Annotated in this window: 22 protein-coding genes and 2 pseudogenes; 12 read left to right on the top strand and 12 right to left on the bottom strand. The window is 60.5% G+C overall.

The features are described from left to right. Positions 1-39: 39 nt before the first annotated feature. Entirely contained in the window at positions 40-828 is a 789-nt protein-coding gene (locus OKW40_RS00765) for a hypothetical protein (RefSeq protein WP_429487668.1), read from the top strand. A 39-nt stretch (positions 829-867) separates the two neighbouring features. Here the strand turns inward: OKW40_RS00765 and OKW40_RS00760 are convergent, their stop codons facing one another. Further along, a complete protein-coding gene (locus OKW40_RS00760; RefSeq protein WP_429487666.1) occupies positions 868-2,145 on the bottom strand; it encodes a hypothetical protein in 1,278 nt (425 codons plus the stop codon). A 467-nt stretch (positions 2,146-2,612) separates the two neighbouring features. Between OKW40_RS00760 and OKW40_RS00755 the strand changes: the two genes are divergently transcribed. The 3 genes from OKW40_RS00755 to OKW40_RS00745 all read left to right on the top strand — a co-directional run bounded on the left by OKW40_RS00755 (position 2,613) and on the right by OKW40_RS00745 (position 5,490). Beyond that, positions 2,613-3,686 carry an AI-2E family transporter gene (locus OKW40_RS00755; protein ID WP_184061789.1) on the top strand — a complete coding sequence of 358 codons (1,074 nt, stop codon included), beginning with the start codon at positions 2,613-2,615 and terminating at the stop codon, positions 3,684-3,686. Between the two features lie 527 nt (positions 3,687-4,213). Beyond that, the gene (locus OKW40_RS00750) at positions 4,214-4,747 is read left to right on the top strand and encodes a helix-turn-helix transcriptional regulator (RefSeq protein WP_429487665.1); all 534 of its coding nucleotides are present in this window, start codon (positions 4,214-4,216) and stop codon (positions 4,745-4,747) included. Positions 4,748-5,076: 329 nt separating this feature from the next. Continuing rightward, positions 5,077-5,490 (top strand): VOC family protein, encoded by a 414-nt coding sequence (locus OKW40_RS00745; RefSeq protein WP_090810736.1) that lies wholly within the window; start codon positions 5,077-5,079, stop codon positions 5,488-5,490. A 113-nt stretch (positions 5,491-5,603) separates the two neighbouring features. Here OKW40_RS00745 and OKW40_RS00740 read toward each other — a convergent pair whose 3' ends face one another. The 6 genes from OKW40_RS00740 to OKW40_RS00715 form a co-directional block, all read right to left on the bottom strand. After that, entirely contained in the window at positions 5,604-6,002 is a 399-nt protein-coding gene (locus tag OKW40_RS00740; protein WP_184061791.1) for a 2-oxoglutarate dehydrogenase, read from the bottom strand. A gap of 51 nt (positions 6,003-6,053) precedes the next feature. After that, positions 6,054-7,889 carry a S10 family serine carboxypeptidase-like protein gene (locus OKW40_RS00735; RefSeq protein ID WP_429487663.1) on the bottom strand — a complete coding sequence of 612 codons (1,836 nt, stop codon included), beginning with the start codon at positions 7,887-7,889 and terminating at the stop codon, positions 6,054-6,056. Between the two features lie 621 nt (positions 7,890-8,510). Next, positions 8,511-8,879, bottom strand: a complete 369-nt coding sequence (locus OKW40_RS00730) for a DUF2784 domain-containing protein (protein ID WP_429487662.1) — start codon at positions 8,877-8,879, stop codon at positions 8,511-8,513. 54 nt (positions 8,880-8,933) lie between these two features. Then, positions 8,934-10,607: an alpha,alpha-trehalase TreA gene (gene treA, locus OKW40_RS00725; RefSeq protein WP_429355179.1), complete on the bottom strand. Its 1,674-nt coding sequence runs from the start codon at positions 10,605-10,607 to the stop codon at positions 8,934-8,936. Between the two features lie 361 nt (positions 10,608-10,968). After that, positions 10,969-11,769, bottom strand: coding sequence for a transporter substrate-binding domain-containing protein (locus OKW40_RS00720; RefSeq protein ID WP_184061795.1), 801 nt, complete (start codon positions 11,767-11,769; stop codon positions 10,969-10,971). A gap of 341 nt (positions 11,770-12,110) precedes the next feature. Then, positions 12,111-12,866, bottom strand: coding sequence for a DeoR/GlpR family DNA-binding transcription regulator (locus tag OKW40_RS00715; RefSeq protein ID WP_184045063.1), 756 nt, complete (start codon positions 12,864-12,866; stop codon positions 12,111-12,113). A 79-nt stretch (positions 12,867-12,945) separates the two neighbouring features. On the opposite strand from OKW40_RS00715, the gene OKW40_RS00710 reads away from it, so the two are divergent. Further along, positions 12,946-13,545: an NUDIX domain-containing protein gene (locus OKW40_RS00710; RefSeq protein ID WP_184023738.1), complete on the top strand. Its 600-nt coding sequence runs from the start codon at positions 12,946-12,948 to the stop codon at positions 13,543-13,545. On the opposite strand, the gene OKW40_RS00705 is transcribed toward OKW40_RS00710, so the two are convergent. From OKW40_RS00705 to OKW40_RS00695, 3 genes are all read right to left on the bottom strand, one after another. Beyond that, complete coding sequence (locus OKW40_RS00705; RefSeq protein ID WP_187612316.1) at positions 13,528-14,262, bottom strand: haloacid dehalogenase type II; 735 nt, start codon at positions 14,260-14,262, stop codon at positions 13,528-13,530. The genes OKW40_RS00710 and OKW40_RS00705 overlap by 18 nt on opposite strands. A gap of 239 nt (positions 14,263-14,501) precedes the next feature. Next, positions 14,502-15,656, bottom strand: coding sequence for an acyltransferase family protein (locus tag OKW40_RS00700; protein WP_018422640.1), 1,155 nt, complete (start codon positions 15,654-15,656; stop codon positions 14,502-14,504). After that, a complete protein-coding gene (locus tag OKW40_RS00695) occupies positions 15,656-16,597 on the bottom strand; it encodes a sterol desaturase family protein (RefSeq protein ID WP_311734787.1) in 942 nt (313 codons plus the stop codon). The genes OKW40_RS00700 and OKW40_RS00695 overlap by 1 nt, the downstream gene beginning before the upstream one ends. A 204-nt stretch (positions 16,598-16,801) precedes the next feature. Between OKW40_RS00695 and OKW40_RS00690 the strand changes: the two are divergent. From OKW40_RS00690 to OKW40_RS00675, 4 genes and pseudogenes are all read left to right on the top strand, one after another. Then, positions 16,802-17,166, top strand: a pseudogene (locus tag OKW40_RS00690) (transposase); the annotation flags it as partial. A gap of 349 nt (positions 17,167-17,515) precedes the next feature. Further along, positions 17,516-17,962: an SRPBCC family protein gene (locus tag OKW40_RS00685; protein ID WP_018422638.1), complete on the top strand. Its 447-nt coding sequence runs from the start codon at positions 17,516-17,518 to the stop codon at positions 17,960-17,962. A 317-nt stretch (positions 17,963-18,279) separates the two neighbouring features. After that, positions 18,280-18,456 (top strand): hypothetical protein, encoded by a 177-nt coding sequence (locus tag OKW40_RS00680; protein WP_187612318.1) that lies wholly within the window; start codon positions 18,280-18,282, stop codon positions 18,454-18,456. A 10-nt stretch (positions 18,457-18,466) separates the two neighbouring features. Further along, positions 18,467-18,628 carry a hypothetical protein gene (locus OKW40_RS00675; RefSeq protein ID WP_184061799.1) on the top strand — a complete coding sequence of 54 codons (162 nt, stop codon included), beginning with the start codon at positions 18,467-18,469 and terminating at the stop codon, positions 18,626-18,628. Positions 18,629-18,790: 162 nt separating this feature from the next. On the opposite strand, the pseudogene OKW40_RS00670 reads toward OKW40_RS00675, so the two are convergent. Further along, positions 18,791-19,716, bottom strand: a pseudogene (locus OKW40_RS00670) (aldehyde dehydrogenase family protein). Between the two features lie 1,014 nt (positions 19,717-20,730). On the opposite strand from OKW40_RS00670, the gene OKW40_RS00665 reads away from it, so the two are divergent. The 3 genes from OKW40_RS00665 to OKW40_RS00655 all read left to right on the top strand — a co-directional run bounded on the left by OKW40_RS00665 (position 20,731) and on the right by OKW40_RS00655 (position 22,691). Then, positions 20,731-21,171, top strand: coding sequence for a hypothetical protein (locus tag OKW40_RS00665; protein ID WP_429355182.1), 441 nt, complete (start codon positions 20,731-20,733; stop codon positions 21,169-21,171). A 22-nt stretch (positions 21,172-21,193) separates the two neighbouring features. Next, positions 21,194-22,282 (top strand): hypothetical protein, encoded by a 1,089-nt coding sequence (locus OKW40_RS00660; RefSeq protein ID WP_429487658.1) that lies wholly within the window; start codon positions 21,194-21,196, stop codon positions 22,280-22,282. Between the two features lie 103 nt (positions 22,283-22,385). Further along, the gene (locus tag OKW40_RS00655; protein ID WP_090810768.1) at positions 22,386-22,691 is read left to right on the top strand and encodes an acylphosphatase; all 306 of its coding nucleotides are present in this window, start codon (positions 22,386-22,388) and stop codon (positions 22,689-22,691) included. Between the two features lie 29 nt (positions 22,692-22,720). Here OKW40_RS00655 and OKW40_RS00650 read toward each other — a convergent pair whose 3' ends face one another. Continuing rightward, positions 22,721-23,536 (bottom strand): class I SAM-dependent methyltransferase, encoded by an 816-nt coding sequence (locus OKW40_RS00650; protein ID WP_429487656.1) that lies wholly within the window; start codon positions 23,534-23,536, stop codon positions 22,721-22,723. Between the last annotated feature and the right edge of the window lie 209 nt (positions 23,537-23,745).

Below are 23,745 nucleotides of genomic sequence, written 5' to 3'. Positions count from 1 at the left end.
GCGCCTTCGAGCGTTTCGCCCACTGTGGAGTCGAGCAACGTGAAGATCTCCCGCTTGCTGCTTGCTAGCGTGCTGCTTTTCGTGGTGGGCACCGCGCTGCAGATGATATGGCCGCTCGCGCAGCCGGCCTCGTATCACCACTTCGCCGATCAACGCTCGCTGGGGCCGCTGCACCATGCTGCGGACGTGCTGTCGAACGTCGTCATTCTGATCGCCGGGGTGCTCTGTCTGCGTTGGGTCCGGCGCCATGCGTCCAACCAGCCGGCGCAATTTCCCGGCATGGTCGTCGCCGCGCTCGGGCTGCTCTTCACCGCGCTCGGCTCGGCTTACTACCACATGGCGCCGAACGATGCGACGCTCGTCTGGGACCGCCTGCCGATGACCATCGTGTTCGCCGGCATCCTCGCCATGCTATGGACGTCGTGGAGCGGACAGCGCGTCGGCTGGGCGCAGATGCTGATCATGGTGGTCGTGTCGCCCGCCACCGTCGGCTACTGGCTCGTGTTCAACAGCCTGTGGCCTTACGCGATTCTTCAGTTCGGCGGGCTCATGCTGATCGTCGGCCTGACGCTCACGCGCAAGGTGGACGGCGTGATCGCATGGACGCTCGTGATCGTCTTCTACGGGGTCGCGAAGATTTTCGAAAGCCTCGATTGGCAGATATGGGAGCTGACGCATCACGTGATCGCCGGCCATGCGTTGAAGCACGTGGCGAGCGGTCTCGCCGGCGCGGCGATGATTCTGGTCGCGAACGCGGCGCCGCGCTCCGTCGCGGGCATCGTGCCGCGCGGGCCGGGCGGTATCGGGCATTCGGGTACGTCGCGTTGAAGCCGCGCCATGGCGAAGTGACGCGGCCTCCGGCCGACGTCACTGCGGTTCGTACCACGAATACGTCGCCAACGTGCTTACCGGCGGCGTACCGATTTGCAGCGTGATGTCGCGCAACGACGTCAGCTCGATACTGCGCAAGTCGCCCATATAGCGGCGCGAATCGCCGTTGTCGTTGATATACGCGACCACGTCGCCCATGATGCCCGCGACGTTCGTGTTCGTCAGCGGCTCGCCCCAGATATCGAAGAACTCGCCGAGCGTATAGGTCTTGAGGTTCGGCGCTTCGATATGGATGATGCCGGTGTTGTCGTGCGTATGCATCTCATACGTGCATTGCGACAGGATGCCGACGTTCATCGGCAACGCGAGCCACTGCCCGTCCTTGATGATCGCTAGGTGCGCGTGCACGTGGTACAGCACGCTCATGTCCGGCGCGCAGGTCAGGCCGTCGACCGGCGTGCCGGTGCCGCCCGTCGCGGTCGTGCCGTTCGGCCAGAACGACGAGCCGACCACGCCTCCGAAGACGAGCGTGATCGGGTTCGGGTCGAACGGCGGCGGATCGGTCCAGGTGTAGGTGGGGACTTGTGTGACAGGCGTGCCGACCATGACCGTGATTTCGGTGTGCGGCTTCAGCACGAGGCTCGCGGGGTCGCCCGTATATTGCGTGAGCGTGCCGCCGTCGTTCACGTAGATCGCGATTGGCGAGGCGGTCAAACCCGCCACGTTCGACGCACTCAGCGTCTCGCCCCAGATCGAGAAGAACTGGCCGAGCGTATAGGTCGCGCCGGTCGTCGCGTCCATATGAATCTTGCCGCTCGAATCGACCGTGTGCACCGGATATGCGCAGCCAGTCGGCGTGGTCAGGGTCGGCTCGACCATGCCGATGTTGGGTGGCAGCGTCAGCAGTTGCCCGTTCTGGTAGATCGACAGATGCGCGTACGTGTACGCGGTACTGCGCAACCCGCAGTTCAGTCCGCTGACGGGCTGACCGGTTCCGCCCGAAGCCGTGACGCCCGCGGGCCAGATGGCGGCGCCGAGTGTCGTGCCGTCGATGATCGGCGTCGCGGCGGCGAGCTTCGGTGTCGTGGCGCTCGCGTCGGATGCGCTCGACGGGCTCGACGCGGGGGTCGGGCTAGATGCCGGTGTCGGACTCGACGCGGGCGCGGGACTCGATGCTGGCATGGTCGCGCCAGCCGCGCCGTTCGAGCCGGTGCTGGCCGGGTCGGCGCCGCTGCGGCCCCCACCACCGCCACAAGCGGACAATGTCCACATCAGACCCACTGCGACGAATCGCGACCCCAGCCGTTGCAGCATCTCGTACTCCCATGTCGTGAGGTGAGAGGATGCGTGCAATCGGACATCACGCACAGATATAGCGCGGACATCGCACGGGCACGCGCAGCGCGGCTTCGCTGCATGGATTCGGCCGTGCGCTGCCACCGCGTGACGCAGGCGCTCGCTTCGGATCATGTCAGGAGATTGAAACCGATTAGGGCAGCGTAGCAGATGGGTTTCACGAGCGAATCCGGCGCATCGCAACGTTTCGCGACATTCTGCTGGCGCATTTCGAGGTGTCGGCCCGGAGTTTGCCGGCGGAGCGATCTGGCGCGCTTTTTATGTGAGCTGTCATCGTTCTGTGCGAAGATCAGTGCTGTCCATCGCGCGACCGGCTGGTAAGGGGATCGCACGGCGGGCGCGTGCCCGGCCATCGCCTTCGTCCTCGGGTGACCTTGGGGTGACTCTCTGGCGCACCTGTTCGCGGATTCATGGAGCACTGACCAATGACCGACAGATTGCAAGCGTCCGTATATGTAGTGGTGCTGCTGCTGATTGTGGGCTGGGTGCTGTATATCGGGCGCGCGGTTTTCGTGCCGATCGTGTTCGGCGCGATCGCGGTATACGTGGTGGTCGACTTCACGCGGCTGCTGCAACGCATTCCGGTGATCGGCCCGCGGCTGCCGGTCCAGTTGCGCTACGGACTCTCGATGTTCCTGATCGGCGCCGCGATCTTCTTCGCGGTCGACATGCTCGTCGAGAACTACGACGCGCTCGTCGCGCTCGCGCCGCGCTACCAGGACTCGGTCCTGCTGATGATCCACAAGATTTCGACGCTGCTGCACCTCGAAAGCGAGCCGACGTGGGAATCGCTGCGGCGGAACATGCTCACACAGTTGAATATTCAGGCGATGGTGACCGGCATGCTGGCGTCGCTGTCGTCGGTGATCATCGACCTGTTCGTGATCGTGCTGTATGCGAGTTTTCTGCTGGTCGAGCGCCGGACGTTCGGCGACAAGCTGACGAACATGACCGCCAATTCGACCAACGCGGCGCGCATCCGGGGCGTGGTCACCGACATCAACCGGCGCATTGGCGCCTATCTCGCGCTGAAGACGTTCCTCGGCGTGCTGCTAGGCGGGATCTGCTGGCTCGCGATGCGCAGCGTCGGCCTCGAGTTCGCCGGGCTGTGGGCGATACTGACCGCGCTGCTGAACTACGTGCCCTATATCGGCTCGGTGCTCGCGATCGTGTTCCCGGTGCTGATGTCGGTGCTGCAGTTCGGCGACCTGAATTCGATCCTGGTCGTGCTGGTGTCGCTGACCGCGATTCACTTCGTGATCGGCAATATTCTCGATCCATATCTGACGGGCAACTCCCTGAACCTGAGCCCGTTCGCGATTCTCGCGAGCATGGCCGTGTGGTCGGCTTTGTGGGGCGTGCCGGGCGCCTTTCTCGCGGTGCCGATCACCGCCAGCATGACGATCATTTTCTCCGAGTTCGAAATGACGCGGCCGGTGGCGGTGCTGCTGTCGAAAAACGGCCGGCTCACTTACGGCAAGACCGAACAGACCGCGTGAAGCGCCCACCATGGCGGACATATGATCGACCCGGCGCATGAAATGAAAACGGCCCGTGCGGAATAGTCCGCGCGGGCCGTCGAATGAAACACGTCTATCTCGACGCGTGCGGCTTGCCGCCGCCGCACGCTGTTGCCATCAGCGTTTAACGCTTGCTGCTTACTGCGAAGAACCCGACCACGTCTGGCCGGTCGTCAGCCGGTGCTGATGTAGTTGTAGGCGAACACGACGTTCTTCAGGTAGCCGTCGAACGCGTCGGTGTTCTTCGCGGTATCGTCCACAGCACCGTTGCCATCCCTTTAAATAAATCGAAAAATTTTCGATCGGCCTTTGACGCGAGGTTCACGCAAAGCCGTGCAACAATGGCCTCGGGTTGCGGTCAGGTCCAGGGGCCGCAGCTTGTGCGTCGTTCCATCAACACGAGGCCTGCCGCTCGATGACAAAGCCTGCCTGGACGCTCCTCATGGCCGCGATCGTTCTTGGCGCGGCGGCGGCCGGGCATCGGCTATCGGTTCTAACGCGAACATATGCCCGGCTCACACGACCCTGCAGTCCCGCCGACCCCCGTCTCGGGCGGCGCCGAAGCACTCGAAGACCCGGCGCTGCTGCGTCGCCTGCTGCGTGCGAAAGACCGCATCGATGCGGCCTCGCACGAAGCCTGGCCGGTGCGGCGCCTGGCTGAAGTCAGCGGCGTGTCGGAGGCGCACTTCGCGCGTTCGTTCAAGCGGGCCTTCGGCGTGCCGCCACACCGCTATCTGCTGACGCGGCGTATCGAGCAGGCCACCACACTGCTGCGCGATACCGACCTCGGCATCACCGACATCGCGTTCGCGACCGGCTGGGAAAGCCTTGGCACGTTCGGCCGCGTCTTTCGCGACATTACCGGCCTGAGCCCGAGCGAGATGCGCGTGCAGGCACGCGCCAATCCCGCTGAACTCGATCGCGTGCCCGCCTGCGTGCTGAAGGCCGCGCAACGCCCCGATCTGACGACCGCAGTTCTGGAAAAGCGCCGCCGCGTGGTCGGCGACACTGCCGAGCCTCCTACCAGCGAGACGTCGTGAATGAGGGAATCGATGTGGTCGGCGCGCACGTCGACGATCAGAAGGGACGCAGCGCTCGCGTTCGACGCGCGAGCGCCGCGATACCGATGCCCCGCTGCCTTTGCGAAGCGCTTTAGCGTCTCGCGGCCTCCGGCGGCGTCGCGTGGCCGACCGATCCGATCGGCGCGCTCGGTTACTCGGAGGACGAGATTCGCGCGGTCGTCGCCGAAACCGGCGCGCCAGCGTGCCGAAGGCCGGGCAAACGCCCGAACCTGCCGATCGCAGTTTTGGAGAAGCGCCGCCGCGTGGCCAGCGATACAGTCGAACCCTCAACCAGCGAGGGAGGAGTCATGAATCAGGGTATCAATGTGGTCGGTTTGTACGTCGACGATCAGGATGCGGCGCTTTCGTTCTACGTCGACAAACTCGGCTTTCGCGTCCACACCGACGTGCGCAACGGCGCTTACCGCTGGCTCACGGTCCAGCACCCGGAACAGCCGACTTTCCAGTTGGGACTGTTCGCGCCGGGGCCCCCGGTCCACGATGAAGCGACCGCGCAAACGCTGCGCGCGATGGTCGCGAAGGGGGCGATGCCGCCATTGGTGCTGTCCGTTGCCGACTGTCGCGCGAGCTACGAGCAGTTGAAGGCGCGCGGCGTGGAATTCACGCAGGAGCCGGTGGATCGTTTCGGCAGCGTCGATGCGGGCTTTCGCGATCCGGCGGGCAATGGATGGAAGATGATCCAGGCGGCAACGGGCAAGTGAGCGTGAGCGATCCGCCGCGCGGGCGCGGCGCGCAGCCGCATACGGCCGGCGCTGCGTCGCACGATCGCGACGCAGCGCCGGCCGTCATCCCGGACCACTGGACTACCGCACTCTCACTGCTGATGCTGCTGCAGATACTGCCGAACGTCGTTCAACGTCACACGGCCCGAATGCGCGGTATCGATCTCGTCAAAATGCCTGGCGATATAGCCGAGCCCATTGCTTTGCGCCTGGGCCTTGGTGATCGACGAGCCGTTGCTGAGCACCGATTTCGCGCCCAGTCTGCTCTCCACACGCTGCTGAGCCTGCTGCTGCAGCGTCGAGCCGGTGGTCGGCGCGACCGCGTTGGCACGGTTATGAGGAAAGAACGGACCGTCCACGCCGTGTCCGCCGTTGGGTAGCGTCACGGGCGCCACCGGCTGGGGCGGCAACGCATGCGCACTGCCGACGATCACACCGAGGACGATCAACGCCAGAGTGCGTCGCAAGATATCGATTGAAGACATGATCATTCGCCATAAAGAGTAGTCAGAGGGTTTCGCGCGAAGCGAAACCACCATCGATCAGGGCGCGGCCGCGGCGAGCGCCTCGCTCGTCGGCGTAGCGGCTGACGCTTCGTCGGCCCACGGCTGAGGCAGCGTCGCGAGCGTCAGCGCGCCCGCTATCGGCGTGCCGCCATAGAAGGCCGCGAGATCCGCCTTCATCTGCGGGCGCGCCACGTCATCCAGATAAATCATATGTCCGCCCTGGAAGAAGTTGACCTGCAGATTCGGGTTGAGACCCTGGACCGTCTTGAGCCGCGCGAGCTGCTTCTCGGTATTGAAGAACGGCGTGGCGAGATCGTGGAAGCCGTTTTCCGCCAGCACCTTCAGTTGCGGATTCAGCTTTAGCGCGCCGAGCAGATCGGGGATCGTGTCGGGCAGCGGCTGGCCGCCGTGCGAGAAATCCCACACCTCGATGATTGCGTCGTTCAGCGGCATGTACGCCGCGTTCGGCGCCGTGTAGCCGAGGTAATCCGGCATCTGTGTCGCCAATGCATTGGTGAATGGCAGCGAGATCAGGATGTCCGACGGGTCGCCGTCGCTCTGCAGACGCGAGTCCGAGTTGGGCAACGACACGCGACCATCGTAGCGGCCTATCGTCGAGCCAGGCACCAGCGTGAGGTTGAACGGATTGATGTTGAAGTAGCCCTGCATCGCCTGCAACGTGAGACCGGATTCGGCGTCCCAGAACTTCTCCAGCCACGTCGGCGGGAAGTTCGGCGGTCCCGCGTAGGTGGGCGCGCCGAGCTGGCTCAAGGTCCAGTACAGCGAATAATTCTTGAACAGGTTGTAGTTGGCGGTCACGAACGCCTCGCTGCGAAGCGCGTAGGTCGCCTGACTCACTGGCGCTGGCGATACCTGGTTGTAGTACGCCGCGACCTCGGCATAGCCAGGCATGTAGCCGCTCAATGTATCGGTTTCGAGCGCGAGCTGGTCGGGCGAACCCGTGATTGCCACCGCCTCGATCGCGTCCGCGAAGTAGTTCAGGATCGAAGACTGCAGCGTGATCCCCGTCAGTTGCACGCCGGCCGATTCGAGCGCGAGCGCGAGGATGTCGGTGCGAGGCGTGCCGTACGATTCGCCGTACAGATAGATCGGCGAGCTGCTGCGTGAATTGACCGTCAGGTAGCGGATGATGAAGTCGCGCATGATGTTCGCGTCCGCATCGGTGCTCCAGTAGGTCTGGTTCGTGTTCGGCAGGATCGCTTCGGAGAGGCCCGTGCCCGGCGGATCGATGAACACGAGATCGGTCGTGTCGATCAGGCTCTCGGTGTTGTTCACAAGCGGATAGTTCGGCCAGCTGGTGCCGTTCAGCAGCGGATCGGTGGTCGCGACGCGCGTCGGCGCGAACGATCCGAGACGCAGCCAGATCGACGAAGAACCCGGCCCGCCGTTATAGACGAACGTAACGGGGCGCGGTTTGCCATTCGTGCTGGGCGCCGTGTAGGCCACGTAGGACATCGTCGCTTCGGGTGCGCCGCTCGTCAGATCCATTGCGGTCAGGTGGCCGGTGGTCGTCGTGTAATTGACGGTGGTGCTGCCGGACGTCCATTGGTAATGCATGATCGCCGCTTTCTCCGCGACCAGCGACGCGGCTATCCCGGACGTCGCACTCGTCGAATAGGTGGTGAGATCGGTGTAGGGCTGATTGGCGGATGGCGTCTGCGGCGCCGACGCCGCTTGCGCCTGATTGGCGACCTGCGCCATGCCGCTTGGTACCGTCGACGCCGACGAACCTCCGTCGCTGCCGCCGCATCCGGCGAGCATAACGATTCCGAGTGTCAGCGCGCTTAGCGCGGCGAGCCGGCCATGACGACGGACGCGACCATCGTCGGTACTCCTTCTGTCTGGTTTCATCTCGTTCCCTGGTGAGTGATACCGCTACACAAAGGCCGCTTTTCGCCGGTCGCGCGCATTGGAGATCGAATAACCCGCACCGCACTCGATGGCACGCAGCGGTTGCATGGACAGCTTTTCGCAATGCATTAATTCAAAATACTTTCATTAATATTTCCATTCACTTTCTTAAATTACTAATTGAATGGATAAAGGGATTCCCTGTCGATTTATCTCGACATTTCAAGAGAAATTTAAAATTGAATCTTTCCGATGCTTACAGCAAGAGTGAAAATAGGATGCGAAATGCGGTCTTGTCAAGGATCAAGCGGCAATTATGCGATTCAGAATAAAGTCGGATCTTGTGGGGGAGTAGCGCTTTGAGATCGAGCGCTGGCGCGGTCGCCGCTGCATGGGGGGCAGAAAAACGCTGGTGGATTTATCCGAATTGCATTGAATGGCGACGAGGAACTGCGGATTTTCGTGGCTATGTCGTCGGAATTAATTGCGTTTGATAAATTAACTTAATGGTAAATTTAACCGGTGAAAATGCGTCCTCAATAGAATTAAAAAAGAGCAGGCTGGGGAATTTCCGTCCGGGCGGCGTCGATCGCTTCGGCGAGCGGGGCGGCGGTACGCCCGTCACGCTCGTGGCCGAATTCGGTACCACGTAACAATCACTGCCAGCAAGAACGCGACATAGGCGACTACGAACACCCAGCCCGGAAAGTCGTAATACAGCCAGGCGCTGACCCAGCGCTGTATGAACCCTTGCGGACCGACCGTTCCCGTGCGCAGACGATCCTCCAGAACGGTTAACGGGCACGGCAGATTGAGCACCGCAAGGGTCGCCACGATACCGATGGCGAGAACATGTACCGTCCGGAATGTGCGATTGCGCGCCCACGGGAGTCCCAAACCGTGGGCGATCCAGATGGCGAATAGTCCGCCGACGATAAACACCACGATCAGCGCGTGCAGCACGAGAACAATATTGGCGAGCCAGATCATTCTGCTTCCATTGGGACTAGCCGCACGACACTCGCTTGACGATGCCGCGGGGACTCACTGCCCATTGCCATACAGATCGAGCAGCATCAACGTTACGCCATTGGTCCACCCGAAGCCGTCCTGCAGCGGATACTCGCCACCCCCGCCGCCGCCTTCGCCCGCGCCTTCCACGACGTACTTCTCGACGAGCTTGTGCTGCGTGTTGTAGACGTTCTCGACGTCCGCGAGAAAGCGCGTGCCGATCGGTTGCGCGAGGTCGGCGCGTCCGTAGCGCTTGAGGCCCTGAATCGCGATCCAGTGCAACGGCGCCCAGCCGTTCGGCGCGTCCCATTGCTGCGTGGTGTTATAGGTCGACGTCGTGAGGCCGCCCTGCTTGAGCAGCACATTCTGCACGGTCTGGGCGGTCTTCCATGCGCGATCGGGCCACGCCACGCCGGCCATCAGCGGATACAGCATCGCCGGTGTCTGGTTGTCGCGCGACTTGCCGAGTTGCCAGTCGTAGTCGCCGTAGTAGCCGTTGCGATTCCACAGATAGCGGTTGATGCCTTCCGCGCGCCGCGCCGCGTAGCCGATGAACTGCGCGACGCAACGGAAGTCGCGTGTCTCCGAGCAGCCGCGCGCGATCGTCGTCTCCAGATGGAACAACAGGCTATTCAGATCGACCGGGATGATCGATGTCGTGCGCACCGTTGCGAGCGTCTGGTTGTCGCCGAACCAGCGTGAGCTGAAATCCCAGCCGCTTTCGGCGGTCGCGCGCAGATCGCGGTAGACCTGGTTGGCCGGCCGGCCGCTCGCCTGCGCGGTCTGCACGTCCTCGAGGTACGACTCGTCGCGCGGCGTGTCCAGATCGTCCCAGTAGCGGTTGAGCACGGTGCCATCGTTGAGCACGACCACATTGTGCGTAGCGCCGCCGGGCGGCGTGCTGGACGAGCCTTGCATCCAGTACGCGTACTCCTTGCGCAGCACAGGCAGGTACTTCTGATAAACCTTGTTGCCTTCCTTTTGCGCCGCGAGCTCCACCATATACGAATAGAACGGCGGCTGCGAGCGGCTCAGATAGTACGTGCGATTGCCGTTCGGTATGTGGCCGAACGTGTCGATCATGTACGCGAAGTTGTCGAGCATATCGTCGACGAGATCTTCACGTCCGGACTCCTGCAGCCCCAGCATCGTGAAATAGGTATCCCAGTAGTAGCCTTCGCGAAAGCGGCCGCCCGGCACGACGTATGGTTTGGGCAGCGGGATCAGCGAGCTGTAGTCGGGCGCGCTCGTCGTCGTGCGCGTGAGGCCGTCCCAGAGCCAGTCGATGTGCTCGCGCAGACTCTGGTTCGGCGGCGGCGTGATGCTCTGATCGGGCGGCGGCGTGAAGTACTGGCTGACGAATTTCTGCAGCGAAAAGCCGGGCTGGTTCTTCTGCGTTTCGTATAGCTGGACGATCGCGGCGGGATTGCCATTCGGCGTTGCGTCGACGAACGTCTTCTGGTCGGCGAAGATCTGCGCGGTTTGCACGGCGACGAACAGATCGCCGTACAGAATGTCTGGCGCCGGCGGCAGCGTGGCGCCCACCTGGGTATCGGCCAGACAGCTCGCGGACGAGAAGACGAGCGAGGCGATGCAGGCGACGCCGAGCGTGATCGGCGAACGCCGCGGCACGAAGTACTTACTTGAGCTGGGGAAGAGATGGGCGGTTGATGCGTTGCGGCTGCGAGACAGTGATTGAATGCTCATGATGCCTCCAAGGTTGTGGGCATTTCACTGGTCTCATCGCGTGCCATTCGAGGTCGTCTCCCGGCGACATGCGAGTCCGACACGAGGTGGCCGGATCAATGGCTCCGAAAGCATCGCACGCTTTCGAAGCATCAGGCAACTGCGGCGCAGCAGAGCGTGCATGCATTCAGCACGAAGAATGAAACGTGATGAACGAGGGAGAAGGTGCGCGTAATGGCGTATCCGCGCTTGCTTCGTGATTCGAAGCAATGGAAGCGTTGATCGCGAGCGATTGCGCGGCAGAAACCGCTCAGCGAGCAAGCGGCGTACCCGCGTCGACCATTCGGCAGGTCGGCGCGGGTACGCGAGAACAACGAGAAAATTACTGCGCGATAGGCTGAGTCACGTCCGTGCCGAACCAGTGCATCGAGATCTTCTTGAGCGTGCCGTCCTGCTTCATTTGGGTCAGCGCGTCGTCGAGTGCTTTCGCGAACTTCGGATTGTCCTTGCGGAACGGGATGCCCATTTCCTGCTCGGCGCCTTTCAGCACCGCGCCCGTACGCAACGGCAACTGCGAGTTCTTGATGATGTACGGCAGCATCAGCCGGTCGTCGATCGTCGCATCGATACGCCTGGCGGCGAGATCGCGCAGTTTCTCGGGCGCACCCGGATAAGTTTGCACGTTGATGCCAGGTACCGCGCGGGCCATCTGGTCGTAGTTGGTGCCGAGCGTCACGCCGATCTTCTTGTCGCCCTTGAATTCGTCGAGCGATTTGAACTCACGCTTGTCGTCCGCCCGTTGGATCAGCTGCGCGGCCGAGTACGTGTACGGCTGGCTGAAATCAAGAACCTGTTTGCGTTGCGGGGTAATGGTGACCTGATTGACGATCACGTCGAATTTGCCGCTTTGCAGCGCCGCGATAATGCCGCTCCACTCGGTCGGAATGAATACCGGCTTTACGCCGAGCTTCGCCGCCACGGCTTTCGCGACATCGACGTCGAAGCCTTCGAGCTCGCCGTCCTTGTTGCGCGAGTCGAACGGCGGATAGGTGCCTTCGAGACCGATCTTCAGGACTCCGGCCTGTTTGACCGAGTCGAGCAGATCTTCGGCATGAGCCGCGACCGCGGTAAAGCTGAGAGCCGAGAGCGCCAACGCGTTTATAAGCAGCTTCGAAAGTTTCATTGAGTGTCTCCTCTGTACTTGAGTATCAGGCTGCACAACGCAACGATTTCACCATCGTGTCGGCAACCCGGCAGTGTCGCTTCGTGGAACAAGCCGGGTTGCGCGCGTCATCCTAGCACTTCAAAAGTCGCCTGTTTGATCTTTGTTCGGAAGCGGCCGCGCGCGGATGAAACTCCGGCTTCGAAAAATCGCAGCGGCGCGATCTCGTGGTGGATAGACTGAATGCGATCGATGGACTCTATTGTCCTCGTCCGACCGGCGCCTTCTATGTCTATCCGTCATGCGCGGATGTGATCGGGCGGCGTACGCCCGACGGACGCGTGATCCATGGCGCGCCACCCCTACGCTCTCACCACAGTCACCCCAGCCGCTTCGATCGGCTTCGTCAATTCCGCGCGGGTCTTCTTCTCGACCACGATGGTCTGCGCGAGTTTGATCTCGCCGATCACGAACCGCGATGCGGCGTTCAGTTTCGACGATGACGCGAGCACGACCGTTTCCGCCGCCCGCGCGGCGAGCGCGCGCTTGATCGCGGCTTCCTCGAAGTCACCGGTGCTCAGCCCAGCGCTGGGATGCACGCCGGTCACCCCCATGAAGTACAGGTCGGCATGGATGCGCGAAATGCCTTCCATCGCCGCGGCACCGACGGCCACGATCGAATGTTTGTAAAGCCGGCCGCCAATCAGGATCACCTCGACACAAGGATGCGCGGCGAGCGCCGTGGCGACGCTCGGACTATGCGTGACGATGGTCGCGTGCAAATCGGACGGCAGCGCCTGGACCAATAGCGCCGACGTGGTGCCGCCGTCGACGATCACGGTTTGCCCCGGCGCGATCAGTTCGACCGCTCGCCGAGCGATGCGCCGCTTGGCGAGCGTCTCGATGTCCTGACGCTGCTCGAATGACGCGAGCGCCGCCGACGCGGGCAACGCGCCGCCGTGGACCCGCTGCAAGCGCCCCTGCGCGGCCAGTTCGCGTAGATCGCGGCGGATCGTGTCTTCCGACACGCCAAACGCCGCGCTCAGCTCGCCTGCCAGGACCTGCCCGTTGCGCGCGAGTTCGTCGAGGATCGCTTTCTTGCGTTGGGTCGTCAACATTGCTTTGCATGAAATATCTTGAAACTGCACGAAGTTGCACGATACCATGAATCATTGTCCATGGTCGACAGGAGGCGCCATGACCGCAACGAAAGACCGGGTTCGCATCGTCGGAACGACCTTGCTATCCGACGACTGGTACACGCTGAAGAAGGTGACGTTCGACTTCCTGCGTCGCGATGGCACATGGCAGCGGCAGAACCGCGAGACCTACGATCGCGGCAACGGCGCGACGATCCTGCTGCACAGTCCGCGCACCGGCAACGTGATACTCACGCGACAATTCCGCATGCCCGCGTTCGTGAACGGTCACGACGGCATGATGATCGAAGCGCCGGGCGGGTTGCTCGACAACGCTTCGCCGGAAGAACGCATCCGGCTCGAAGTCGAGGAGGAAACGGGGTATCGCGTGGGTCAGGTCCACAAGATTTTCGAGGCCTACATGAGCCCGGGATCCGTAACCGAAAAGCTCTACTTCTATGTCGGCGAGTACGACGCGTCGATGCGGGTCAACGACGGCGGCGGCGTCGAGGATGAAGGGGAAGATCTCGAGGTGATCGAAATGCCGTTGCAAGCCGCGTTGCGAGCGGTCGACGCAGGGGAAATCGTCGATGGCAAGACGATCATGCTGTTGCAGTACGTCGCCTTGCGTGGGTTTGCGTCAGCGCGCGCAGCCTAGTTGCGTCGCGAGTTCGTGCAGATCGTCGACGATGAAGTCCCACGCCTCGTCCGCTTTCAGATCGCTCGTCTGTTGAGGGCCATGCTCGGTGGGCCGCACGACGAACGCGGTGCTCAAGCCGACGCGCCGGGCAGCGGCGAGATCGTTGTTATGTGCGGCCACGAGGCATAATTCGCGTGGCGCAATGCCGAGGATTTCCGCCGTTTCGCTATAGACCAGCGGCGAGGGTTTGTAAGCGCGGACGACTTCGGCACCGAGAATGGCATCCCAAGGCAGACCGGCACGCTTTGCCATGTCCACCATCAGGCGAATGTTGCCGTTGGATAGCGGTGCGATGATGAAGCGCGCCTTCAGGCGCCGCAATGCGTCGACGGCATCGGGCCAGGGGTCCAGCCGATGCCAGGCCAGGTTCAACTCATCGATTTCCGGTTCGGGAACGTTGGCGATGCCGAAACGCGCCAGCACTTTGACGAGGTTTTCCCGGTGCAGCACGTCGAGACGCACATACGGTCTGCGTCCGCTACGCACTTCTTCCATCGCGGGCGAATACTCGCGTCGCCATGCGTCCGCGAAGTCGGATGCGTCGAGATTCGGCGCGTGCCGCTGCAGAAACGGTTGCGCTTCGCGCGCGACGCCGCTTCGCCAGTCAACCACGGTTCCGAAGACATCGAACACGAAAGCTTTGATGGCGGTTTGATGTGTCGAGTCGATGCCCATGACCTTCCTTTGTGGCTCTGACGGGAACCACCCATCTTAGATGCTTGTTAGGAACTTCGCGCCAGACCAGGTATCCTGGCGGCAGGAAAAAACGCGGGCCCTACTCAACGGATGTATTGGATGAAGAGTGGTATTTCGCTGCTCCGTATCTGACCTTGATGAGCAAAGACGCCCCGCAGCGCCGCTACGAATTGCGCGAGATTGAATCTCTGCGGCTGCCTCTCCCCGCCTTCTGACGATCATTCGAGGGTCGGCGACTTCGTGATTCGGACCGCGGGCGCCGGTACGAGATATCGCCCCCCCGGTACGGCGGCGGCGATATGCAACGCACCGGTTTCGATACGGTCCAGCAAGCCGCGCAGTTTCAGGGCACGCTTTTCGACGCCATGCCACGACATCATTGCAAAGAGAAGTGTGAGGGCGAGGGAAATCGGAAAATGAACGTACCAGGTGAGGGCGGCCGGGGCAAGCATCGCGGCCACAGATTGCTGTATCGGGAAACCGTAAAGAAAGATGCCGTATGAGTAGTCACCGCTTGCGACAAAGCGGTGGCGTCTTGGTTGCGTGAGTCCGAGAAAGACGGTCAGATAGGTGGCGGGCAGCGCCGCGAAGTAATCCGCGCCGCGAACGGATAGGCAAATCACTGCGACGAGGCCAGATAGCACACAGAGCCATGAACTCCAGACGATCCGGTTGCGGAACTGGTACGCGCAAACGCCATAGAAGAAACAGAGAACGAGCATCGGTCCGTGTACGGTCATACCAGCCGAACCGGAACGGTGCGCAAGCGCAACGAGTAAGACGTTCGCACCAATTGATGCGGCGAGTAAAAGATGCGGTCGTTGTGCCATGCCGGCATACGACGCAATAGTCAATGCGACGTAACAGGCTAGTTCGAACGGTAACGTCCACAATTGCTGATTGATTGCATCCGGCCAAGGATTGTTGGCGAACATACCTGGCAGCGCGAAATGGACGTCTCCGAGAATGTTCAGGAAGTACGCCCGGAACTCGGGATCAGTGAAATATTGATGAAGTGGAAGCGTGGTAAAGAACGGCCCGATCAGCAATGCGGCGATCAGCGTGTCGACCGCCAATGCGGGTAGCAGCCGCAGTACCCGCAGCCCGCAGAAGGAAACGATCGTGCGGCAACGTTCGAAGCTGCCGGCAACCAGGAAACCGCTCAGAGCGAAGAACATTGGCAAGATTAGCGCGAGCGGTGCTCGTGCAGGCCCGGACCATACCGCTTGAGTGAACTTGTGACCATAACAGACGTTGATGGTGTGGCTCGCGACCACGAGGACGGCGAGCACGAGACGCATGTAGTCGAAACCCGATGGCCTGTTTTTCGCATCGGCAAGCCGCGATCCGAGTGTCGTTGCGAGTGGGGACATCACTCCGTCCTCCGTGGGGATGGGTCTTGCACGGCGGTGGCGGGTAGCCTGACGGTGAATGGCATCAGCAGATAATCAACCAGACCGTCAGGTTCATCAGTGTAGTCAAGACCGACCTCGGGCCATTCGCCTTTCTTCGGGAAGTGTGCGGTCCCAAACAATACGTCCCACAAGGTCACGACTGCAGCGAAATTTCGGTTGTAATGGCGCAACTCGACTGAATGATGAATTCGATGAAATCGATTGTCTGGGAACAGATAGGAAATCGGGCCAAAGCTGATGCGTGTATCGGCGTGCTCGAAGGTGCCCTGAATGAGTATCACCATGCCAATCAACGACCATAGGAATGGAGGATGGAAGTCGATCAGTAGTGCCATTGGAAGCGTGACAACGAGGGGACGGAGCAACTCCTCGGATACATGCATATTGCAGTTCCACACATTCATCTCGCGAATCGAATGGTGGACCTGGTGGAACCGCCATAAGAAACCGAACGTATGCTGCGCGCGATGGAACCAGTAGTACAGCAAATCACCAATCAGTATCGCCCCAGCGATAGCAAGGGCGATGCTGGTGGCGCGCCAGACTGGCCGCGGCGAATCCAATACGCCGTCAAGCGATATCGAGAAAAGCGGTCGGATATGCAGTGCGACGATCACAGAATGATAAAGTTCGAAGAAAAGCCCACCTATAAACAAATAACAAATGTGAAACAGAATGCCGCGCGCGCGTGATGCAAACGACACCTTGCCATACGGCAGCATTATCTCGACGGCGACGCAGAGAATAGAGGCAACACCTACGCGCTCTCCCGCACGCAAGGTATGAGCAACATAAGTCAACACATCGAACGTTTGCATCTTTTTCCCCGATTCGAGATGTGGAGGTCTTCGAATGCTGTGCTGCACAACGCTGCCATGAGGATGAGGATAGTGGGACACGGGTGCTCTCGGGGGCGCATCACACCGTCAGTTTCGGCCATCATTCAGCGGGTATTGCCTATATGTAATACGAATTATGTTTTATGGCCGTACGTAAACGGCGGTTTCAAGGTCGAAGCGCAACGGCGGGTTTAATGTTTAGAGCCTTGATTGAGCTGCTGAAGCAAGTGTTGGGGCAAAGACCTCGAATGGCGAATGGAAGGCGCGTTTGATCGTTTCGTGACGGTCTACGCGGCGAAATATCCGAAGGCAACGGAAACGTTGAAGAAGGACCGGGAAAGCCTGCTGGCGTTTTACGACTTCCCGGCTGAGCACTGGCAGCATTTGCGGACCACGAATCCGATTGAGTCGACGTTCGCGACGGTGCGACACCGTACGACGCGCACGCGCAACTGTGTGTCGCGACCCACCTTCCTTGGTCTGGCATTCAAGCTGATCGAGGAAGCCGAGAAAGCCTGGCGCCGCGTCAAGGGCCCGAAAAGATCCAGCTGTTGCTGGAAGGCATTGCCTTCAGGGATGGCGAACCGCTGAAAGACGATCAACCGGTTCAGCAGAAACTCGCCGCCTGAAGTCCCTGCTCATCAAGTGCCTATACACCATGCATGGACGCCCCCGGCTTGCCAAGTTCTCATTTGCAACGGATTGAAGGTAACGATTGCAGCCATGCATCCGGACTTCAATGGCCGGCGTAGGCCGGCGGTCTCTGATGCGTTGCAATCATCGATCATCTAAAAAGGACGGGGACGCTATGGCGACCGGGGACGCTTCGACCGCAACGCAGTCCGTATGGGGCGATGCATCTGCTAAACGAGTGTCAACCCGTCTACGGGTTTTGCCTGGTCTCGTGCGTGTCGATTCCCGCAACGCGGGCGCGTCGTGACAGTATATTCAACCCCTCCCGTGAAAGGCATACTCATCATGGCTACCGGAACCGTCAAATTCCACCGTGTTTTGCGCACGACGCCCGAGCGTATCTATCGCGCATTCCTCGAACCCGCCGCGATGGCGAAATGGCTACCGCCGTATGGCTTCACCTGCGACGTGCATCAGATGGATGCGCGCGTCGGCGGCACCTACAGGATGTCGTTTCATAACTTCGGCTCGGGCAAGGGGCACTCGTTCGGCGGCGAGTACATCGAACTGGTGCCGTTCGAAAAGATCCGCTATTCGGACCATTTCGACGACCCGAATCTGCCCGGTCAGATGCACACGACCGTTTCGTTGCGGCAGGTGTCGTGCGGGACCGAACTGAACATCGTGCAGGAAGGCATCCCCGAGATGATTCCGGTCGAGATGTGTTACCTCGGCTGGCAGGAGTCGCTCGCGCAACTGGCGAAGCTGGTCGAGCCGGAGATTGCGGACTGACATTCAATAACAGCCGCTTGCTCCGCCATCGAGCAAGTGGCCCGAGGCCACTTTATTCTCCCCGCTAAACGACCGTCCAGTGTTCAACCGCTTCGCGACGGATTGAATGCTATTCCGCGAGGTTTTCCGATTGGGCGCCGCCGAATCTCCGTTGCGGCGAGGCGTTCTCATCGTTGGCATTGTTTAAGCTTGAATTAAGCCACGCTACGTACTCTTCGGACCGAAGCATGAGACGACAACGGCCCGACGGGGCGCATTCTTTCCGTCGAGGTATGAGCGCGACAACTCGGGGCATTCCCAGACAGAAAGAGGTTGAGATGATGTACTTGATTACCGACCTGAAAATGGTCGAAAGCTACGGTCGAATCAAAGCTGACAGCGGCGATGATGCGCTGCATGAGTTTGCGCTCAGCGAGGGCTTCCTCGACCTGATGGAGTTCGCCTCCGCCCGACCCGCGTTCGCCAACGACTTGCTCGCTGTTCAACTGCAATAAGGAGACTGACGTGGCCATGACTTTGGGGCAGGCGCTGGTGCACGCCGAGCAGCTGGAAGTCTACGGTGTGATTTCCAGGGCGTCGCAGGCGCTCATCCGGCTGATGCAGGAGTACCGAGTCGTAGTCGGTGTGGAACAATACGAGCAGGTCGCAAATATTCGTCGCTTTTAAACCTATGCTTTTCTACGGGCATCGACTGGCCGGACGTCGTGCGAAATCGCCCCAACTGACGAATGGACCCTTTCACTCAACCGTGCGCGCGATGCGCTGACCTTGACGGCATCGCGCGCTGAACCTCCGCACCGGGACTCGAGCTCGGTACCCATCGAGCCGCTAAAAGATAAAACCGGTGTTCACGAACTTCGAGTGATGATTCGTGACGATCGTATCGAGCAGCGTCTTGTTCAGGTCGGTCTCTTTGGCCGCGACCATGGCGCGAATCGAGAACGCGCGCAACGCATCGGTGACCGATAGCGTACCTTCCGCAGAATCCTTGCGGCCGGCAAACGGAAAGACGTCTGGGCCTCGCTGGCACTGGCTGTTGAGATTGACGCGGCACACCTGATTGACGAGCGGGTCGACCAGCGAGCCAATTTGGGCAGCGTCGGTGCCGAAAATGCTGACCTGCTGACCGTGGTCCGAAGTGATGACATACTTGAGTGGTGTATCGATGTCATCGAACGGCACGACTGGGATGATCGGTCCGAACTGCTCCTCACGATAGAGCGGCGAATCTGGCCGATGGTGCCCTCGGCGATGACAAAGCGCGAGTTGCTATTGTCTAGCTCCTTGAGCGCCGAGATAGTGTCTTGCATATAGCTGATGGTGCGGTCGAACTCCTTCTGCGAATCGGCAAGGCTCTTGCCGATTTCCCATATGATCAGATTCACAATCTCATGGCGCGTGGCCGCCATGAGACGAATGAAGTCTTGCATGCAGCCGATGCGCTGCGCGACTGTCATCGTTGGCCACTCACCGCGGCCGTGATCGTAGGCTCGCACGGCCGCGTTCAGCGCGGCATCGCTCTCGACCTCGCCCATGACCGGATAACTGCCAATGACGACCTGTTCAGCGTCGCCGGAGGCTTGTCGCACGCAGACTGGCGACTGCACGTTCTTGCAGGCGCCATCCCATGCCTTCAATTCTCCATCGACGAGCGAGACGCGCTGATGAATCGGCTCCGCGAGGCGGACGGAATCGGGAATATCGTCGGTGACTGGAAACAACTGCCGGAGGTTCTCGAAGTCAATATTTGCCACCTTTCGCTCCTATGTTCGTGCAGTACGCGGTGGTCCGCCAGGTGTTGGGCATTGCTCGAACGCAATCAATACGACCGTGCCTGCCCGCTGGTGACGTAACGGTACCTGTCGGACCGATCATTGGGTCGTGCGCAAGCGACTGTGCCGGTGTTTGGTGGCCGTGCTTCGCGGCGGGCGCAAGACACAGAGAGAAGCATAGCTAATGGCAGAGAACAGAGTTGAAGACGAACCGTGTTCAACACCTGATGAACGGTGAAGTCGGTTCCGACAGTGATATCACGTGGCGTGGCGCGGCACCGCCGAGCTTGTGGGCGAGCTTAGTCAGCAGTTGCGGAAATGTCCTCGTAACCGGATTCGATTAGATTCGTCATCGTGGTCTGCAGTTCGACCAACGGTGTAGCGGTCACTGCGGTCGCTACCCCGTCGGATTTCGGAAGCAGTCCGGCGAATGCCGCCATTCCCGTCCCGCATGCTGTTAGGAGTATGGTGGCAGCAAGTACGGCTGCACTGCCGCGCAGCGCTTGCTTGGGAGCGAAGTCCGCAAAACATCGCATCATGGCTATCTCCGGTTGACGCAGTTTCTGGATGCAAAGACCGTGCCGACGGAGGGGCTGTCAGGCAAGCGTGCCGCTAACGGGCTGCGTAGGCGTTGAATGTTCGCGTGACAGTGGCGACGTGGACTCGGTGGTGGGACTCACCCTACACTTTGACCGGGCAGCGACGGTCCGAAACCAACATTTCGCTGCGGAGAATTGCGCGCGCATGTCTGAACATTGCCCGGCAAGCGTTAAGGGATTGTCCTGTGCCGCTCGCTTGACCAACCGTATGCGCGAGGCAGCGAGGAACCCGGCGATAGTTCACTTGTTGCGAAGTCCACGCGACACTTCTGCGGCGTGCGCACCGATATACTGTTTCCTCCTACCGAACAGCTGTACTAACATCGAGTAACGGTTCGAGCATTGACGCCCGGGCGGGGCCGGGGAGGCGAGTGTGTTTTCCCCTTGGAGAGCCAGGATGAAAGAAAACTCATCTCGTGAAATCGTCGAACTGCTGACAAAAGTGGTCGGGCGCAGCGCCACGCATGTACCCAGGGGGCAGAGCCGCCGCAGTGCCTCAAAAGCGATTGACCGGCTTGAAGAGATCAAACGGAACGCCGCGTTTGCTCGCCAATACGAATCAGCACCGGAACCGCTACGCGAATTGGTGATGAGGCGGGCCGTAGAAGTCCACGACCTGGCGATTGCACGAGATTACGCGAGCGCCCTCAATGCCCTCGGTGCGGTTGTCGATTTCCTCTATCAACATCTTGTAGACGACTCCGGCTCAGCAACGCCGCCGAGCAAACTGGCAAGCATCGATTTGAATGCGGTTCACCGGGCTCTTCAATTCGGAGGTCTTCCGGGACAGTCGCAGCAGGACCCAGATGACGACAACCCACCGCCAGTGCGTCGCTGAACTTGCCAAGGGATAATCTCCGATGCTCTCGGGCCTATCGAAACTGCTGGACAAAGCATTTATCCTCGGCTTCTTTTTGCCGGCCCTGCTTGGCTTTACAGGCTTTCTCGCGGCAAACGCCGATATCCCGGCATTTTGCGATTTGCTACACAAGGCGACCTCGGACAGCGACAAGGTTGGAAGCCTGTTCTCTTTCCTCATCATCGTATGGGTCCTATCGCTGATCCTGTTGGTATTGAACAACTGGTTTTATCAGGTTCTCGAAGGATACAAATGGCCATTCAATCGCGAGGCCTGGAAGCGCGATGAGCGAAATCGCCGCAATCGTCAGCTGGACCTCATAGAACGCCTCCGTACGGAACTCGCTACAGAGAACAGTACAATCGAGCGGCTTAAAGCCTCAAAGGAATCGTTGGAATACAGAAAGGCTGAATCGAACCGAGCCACCGTAAGGGCGAGGCTGTACCGCAACCAGGAGCGGAACGCCCGTGATTTCCCCCGGCATGAAAATCTCGTTCTTCCTACGGCCTTTGGGAACACGTTGCGTGCATTCGAGGGTTACTCGAGCGAAGTCTATAAGGTTGACAGCATATTCGTATGGCCGCGTCTTCTTGCAGTCGTCCCAAAGGACTATCAGGCAATCATTGCGGATTCGAGAGCTCCAGTTGACTTTCTGGTCGGACTCGTCGTTCTGGGTACCTTTACGTCCATCTTTACCTTGGTGCGAGCGATTGACATCTGGCTTGCGGACGGACTGTCCGGTAATTACCTGTTGGCGGATCTTTTTCAGAACGCTGCGATTGCGGCCGCCATTGCGGCAATTGCGTATCGGCTTGCGATTCTTGAGGCAAGAAGCTGGGGCGACGTTGTCAAATCAGCGTTTGACCTTTATCTGCCGGCACTCGCTGAGAAGTTAGGTTTTGTTCTCCCGACGTCCCAGGCCGCACAGCGGGAGTTCTGGGCGGCATGGAGCACGCAGTTCCGCTTCCATGCACCGGCAAATACCGCGTGGTGGACACGTATCAAGCCGGTGACGCCAGCAGCAACGACGAAGGCGGATTGGGAGGCGACAGACTCGGCAGGCGAAACCGACGAGGTGCGCGGAGGTTGACTGTCGAATTCGCGATTCGTGTCGAGCAGCGCTTCTGTTTGCGGACTGACAGCGACCAGAGGCAATTGCGCTGCGTCTTATCCGACCTGGAGTTACGTGCATCATGACGCCACAGTTCGATACCGATTTACGGACCAGACTGGTCAGGGTATATGGTCACGTGCAGGGTGTAGGTTACCGGCAGGCTTGCATCAACGAGGCCACGGCTCGAGGCATCACGGGTTGGGTGCGCAACCGGATGGACGGTTCGGTCGAGGCTGTGTTGCAAGGACACGCTGAAGAACTCGAGCGAATCTGCGATTGGCTGGTTGACGGTGCGCATGCAGCTCTGGTGGACCGTCTGGAAGTCCAGGAACTATCGCCACCAGTAGCCAGGTTCGATGAATTCAAGCTCGCCGCGACGGTCTAGTTGAGTTGAGTTGAGTCAACCCGCTCGCCCTAAGGCTTGAGTGCGGAAGCCAGAACGCAGCTCATCGGAAGCCTAAGGTCCCCCGTATCGCTGCGATACGCCTGCGCCTCGTGTGCGACGGCCCGTTCAATATACGCGAGCGCGGCCGGCGTCTGCGCGTGTAGCAACGCGGAAACCCGCACGCCACCACGCAGGAGTGCATGAAAAGGTGTATTGGGAGCACGAAGCACGAGCGTGAGGTCCAACTCCCGCACCTCCGGTTGGACGAACCCGGCATCGAGCAACAGGCGCTTCGATTCCTCCCAATCGCTGAATCGGAAGAAGGGTGGTCCCGGCGGGACGGGTACGTCGGTCGTCCCGTGCTCCTCGATCGCCTTCAACACCATGCCGAAGCCAACCGCCTTGTTCGGTGTCGCCCATACCGTGAAGGCGATTCTGCCGTTAGGTTGCAGTACACGAAACGCCTCCGCGAGTGCGCGCTCGGGGTGCGCAAAGTGCAACATTCCGAAGCTGATCCCCACTGCCGAGAAGCTTGCGTCGGGAAATGGCAAATCCTCCGCGTCGCCGACGCGGAACTCAAGTGCCGGAAAGACGCGTCTCGCCTTGTCGACCATCGCGACCGAGAAATCCACCCCGGCGACATCCGCGCCGCTGCGCGCGGCGGCCGCCGCGAGGTAGCCCGGGCCGCAGGCGACGTCGAGAAAACGGGCTCCGCGCCGAATGCAGAGGGTTTCGAGCATGGCCTGGTTCGACTGGGCGGTCAAATCACCAAAATACTCATGATAGGCCTGCGCGACCCGCTCCCAACCTTCGTGCTCGAAGGTACTGAAGTCGAGTTGTCCCATGCTTACCCCCACCAGTTTTACACGTTGGCAACCTTTAGCGCATACCTATGTTCCTCGTAATCCGTATGTCTGGCTATCGGGGAAACAATCCAGGCGGCGACAGAGAAAGCGAACGAATGTGTGGTGCGACGCACAACCAACGTCGTCTAAAGCCGCCAGACTTTCGCGCGCGTCGGCGCTGGCTGACGCACCCCACGAACCAATTCGCC

This window comes from Paraburkholderia sp. RAU6.4a, from assembly GCF_050435625.1.
GTDB classification, from domain to species: Bacteria; Pseudomonadota; Gammaproteobacteria; order Burkholderiales; family Burkholderiaceae; genus Paraburkholderia; species Paraburkholderia tuberum.
Note: the sequence above shows the minus strand (reverse complement) of the source record. Positions and strands in the feature narration are given on the sequence as shown.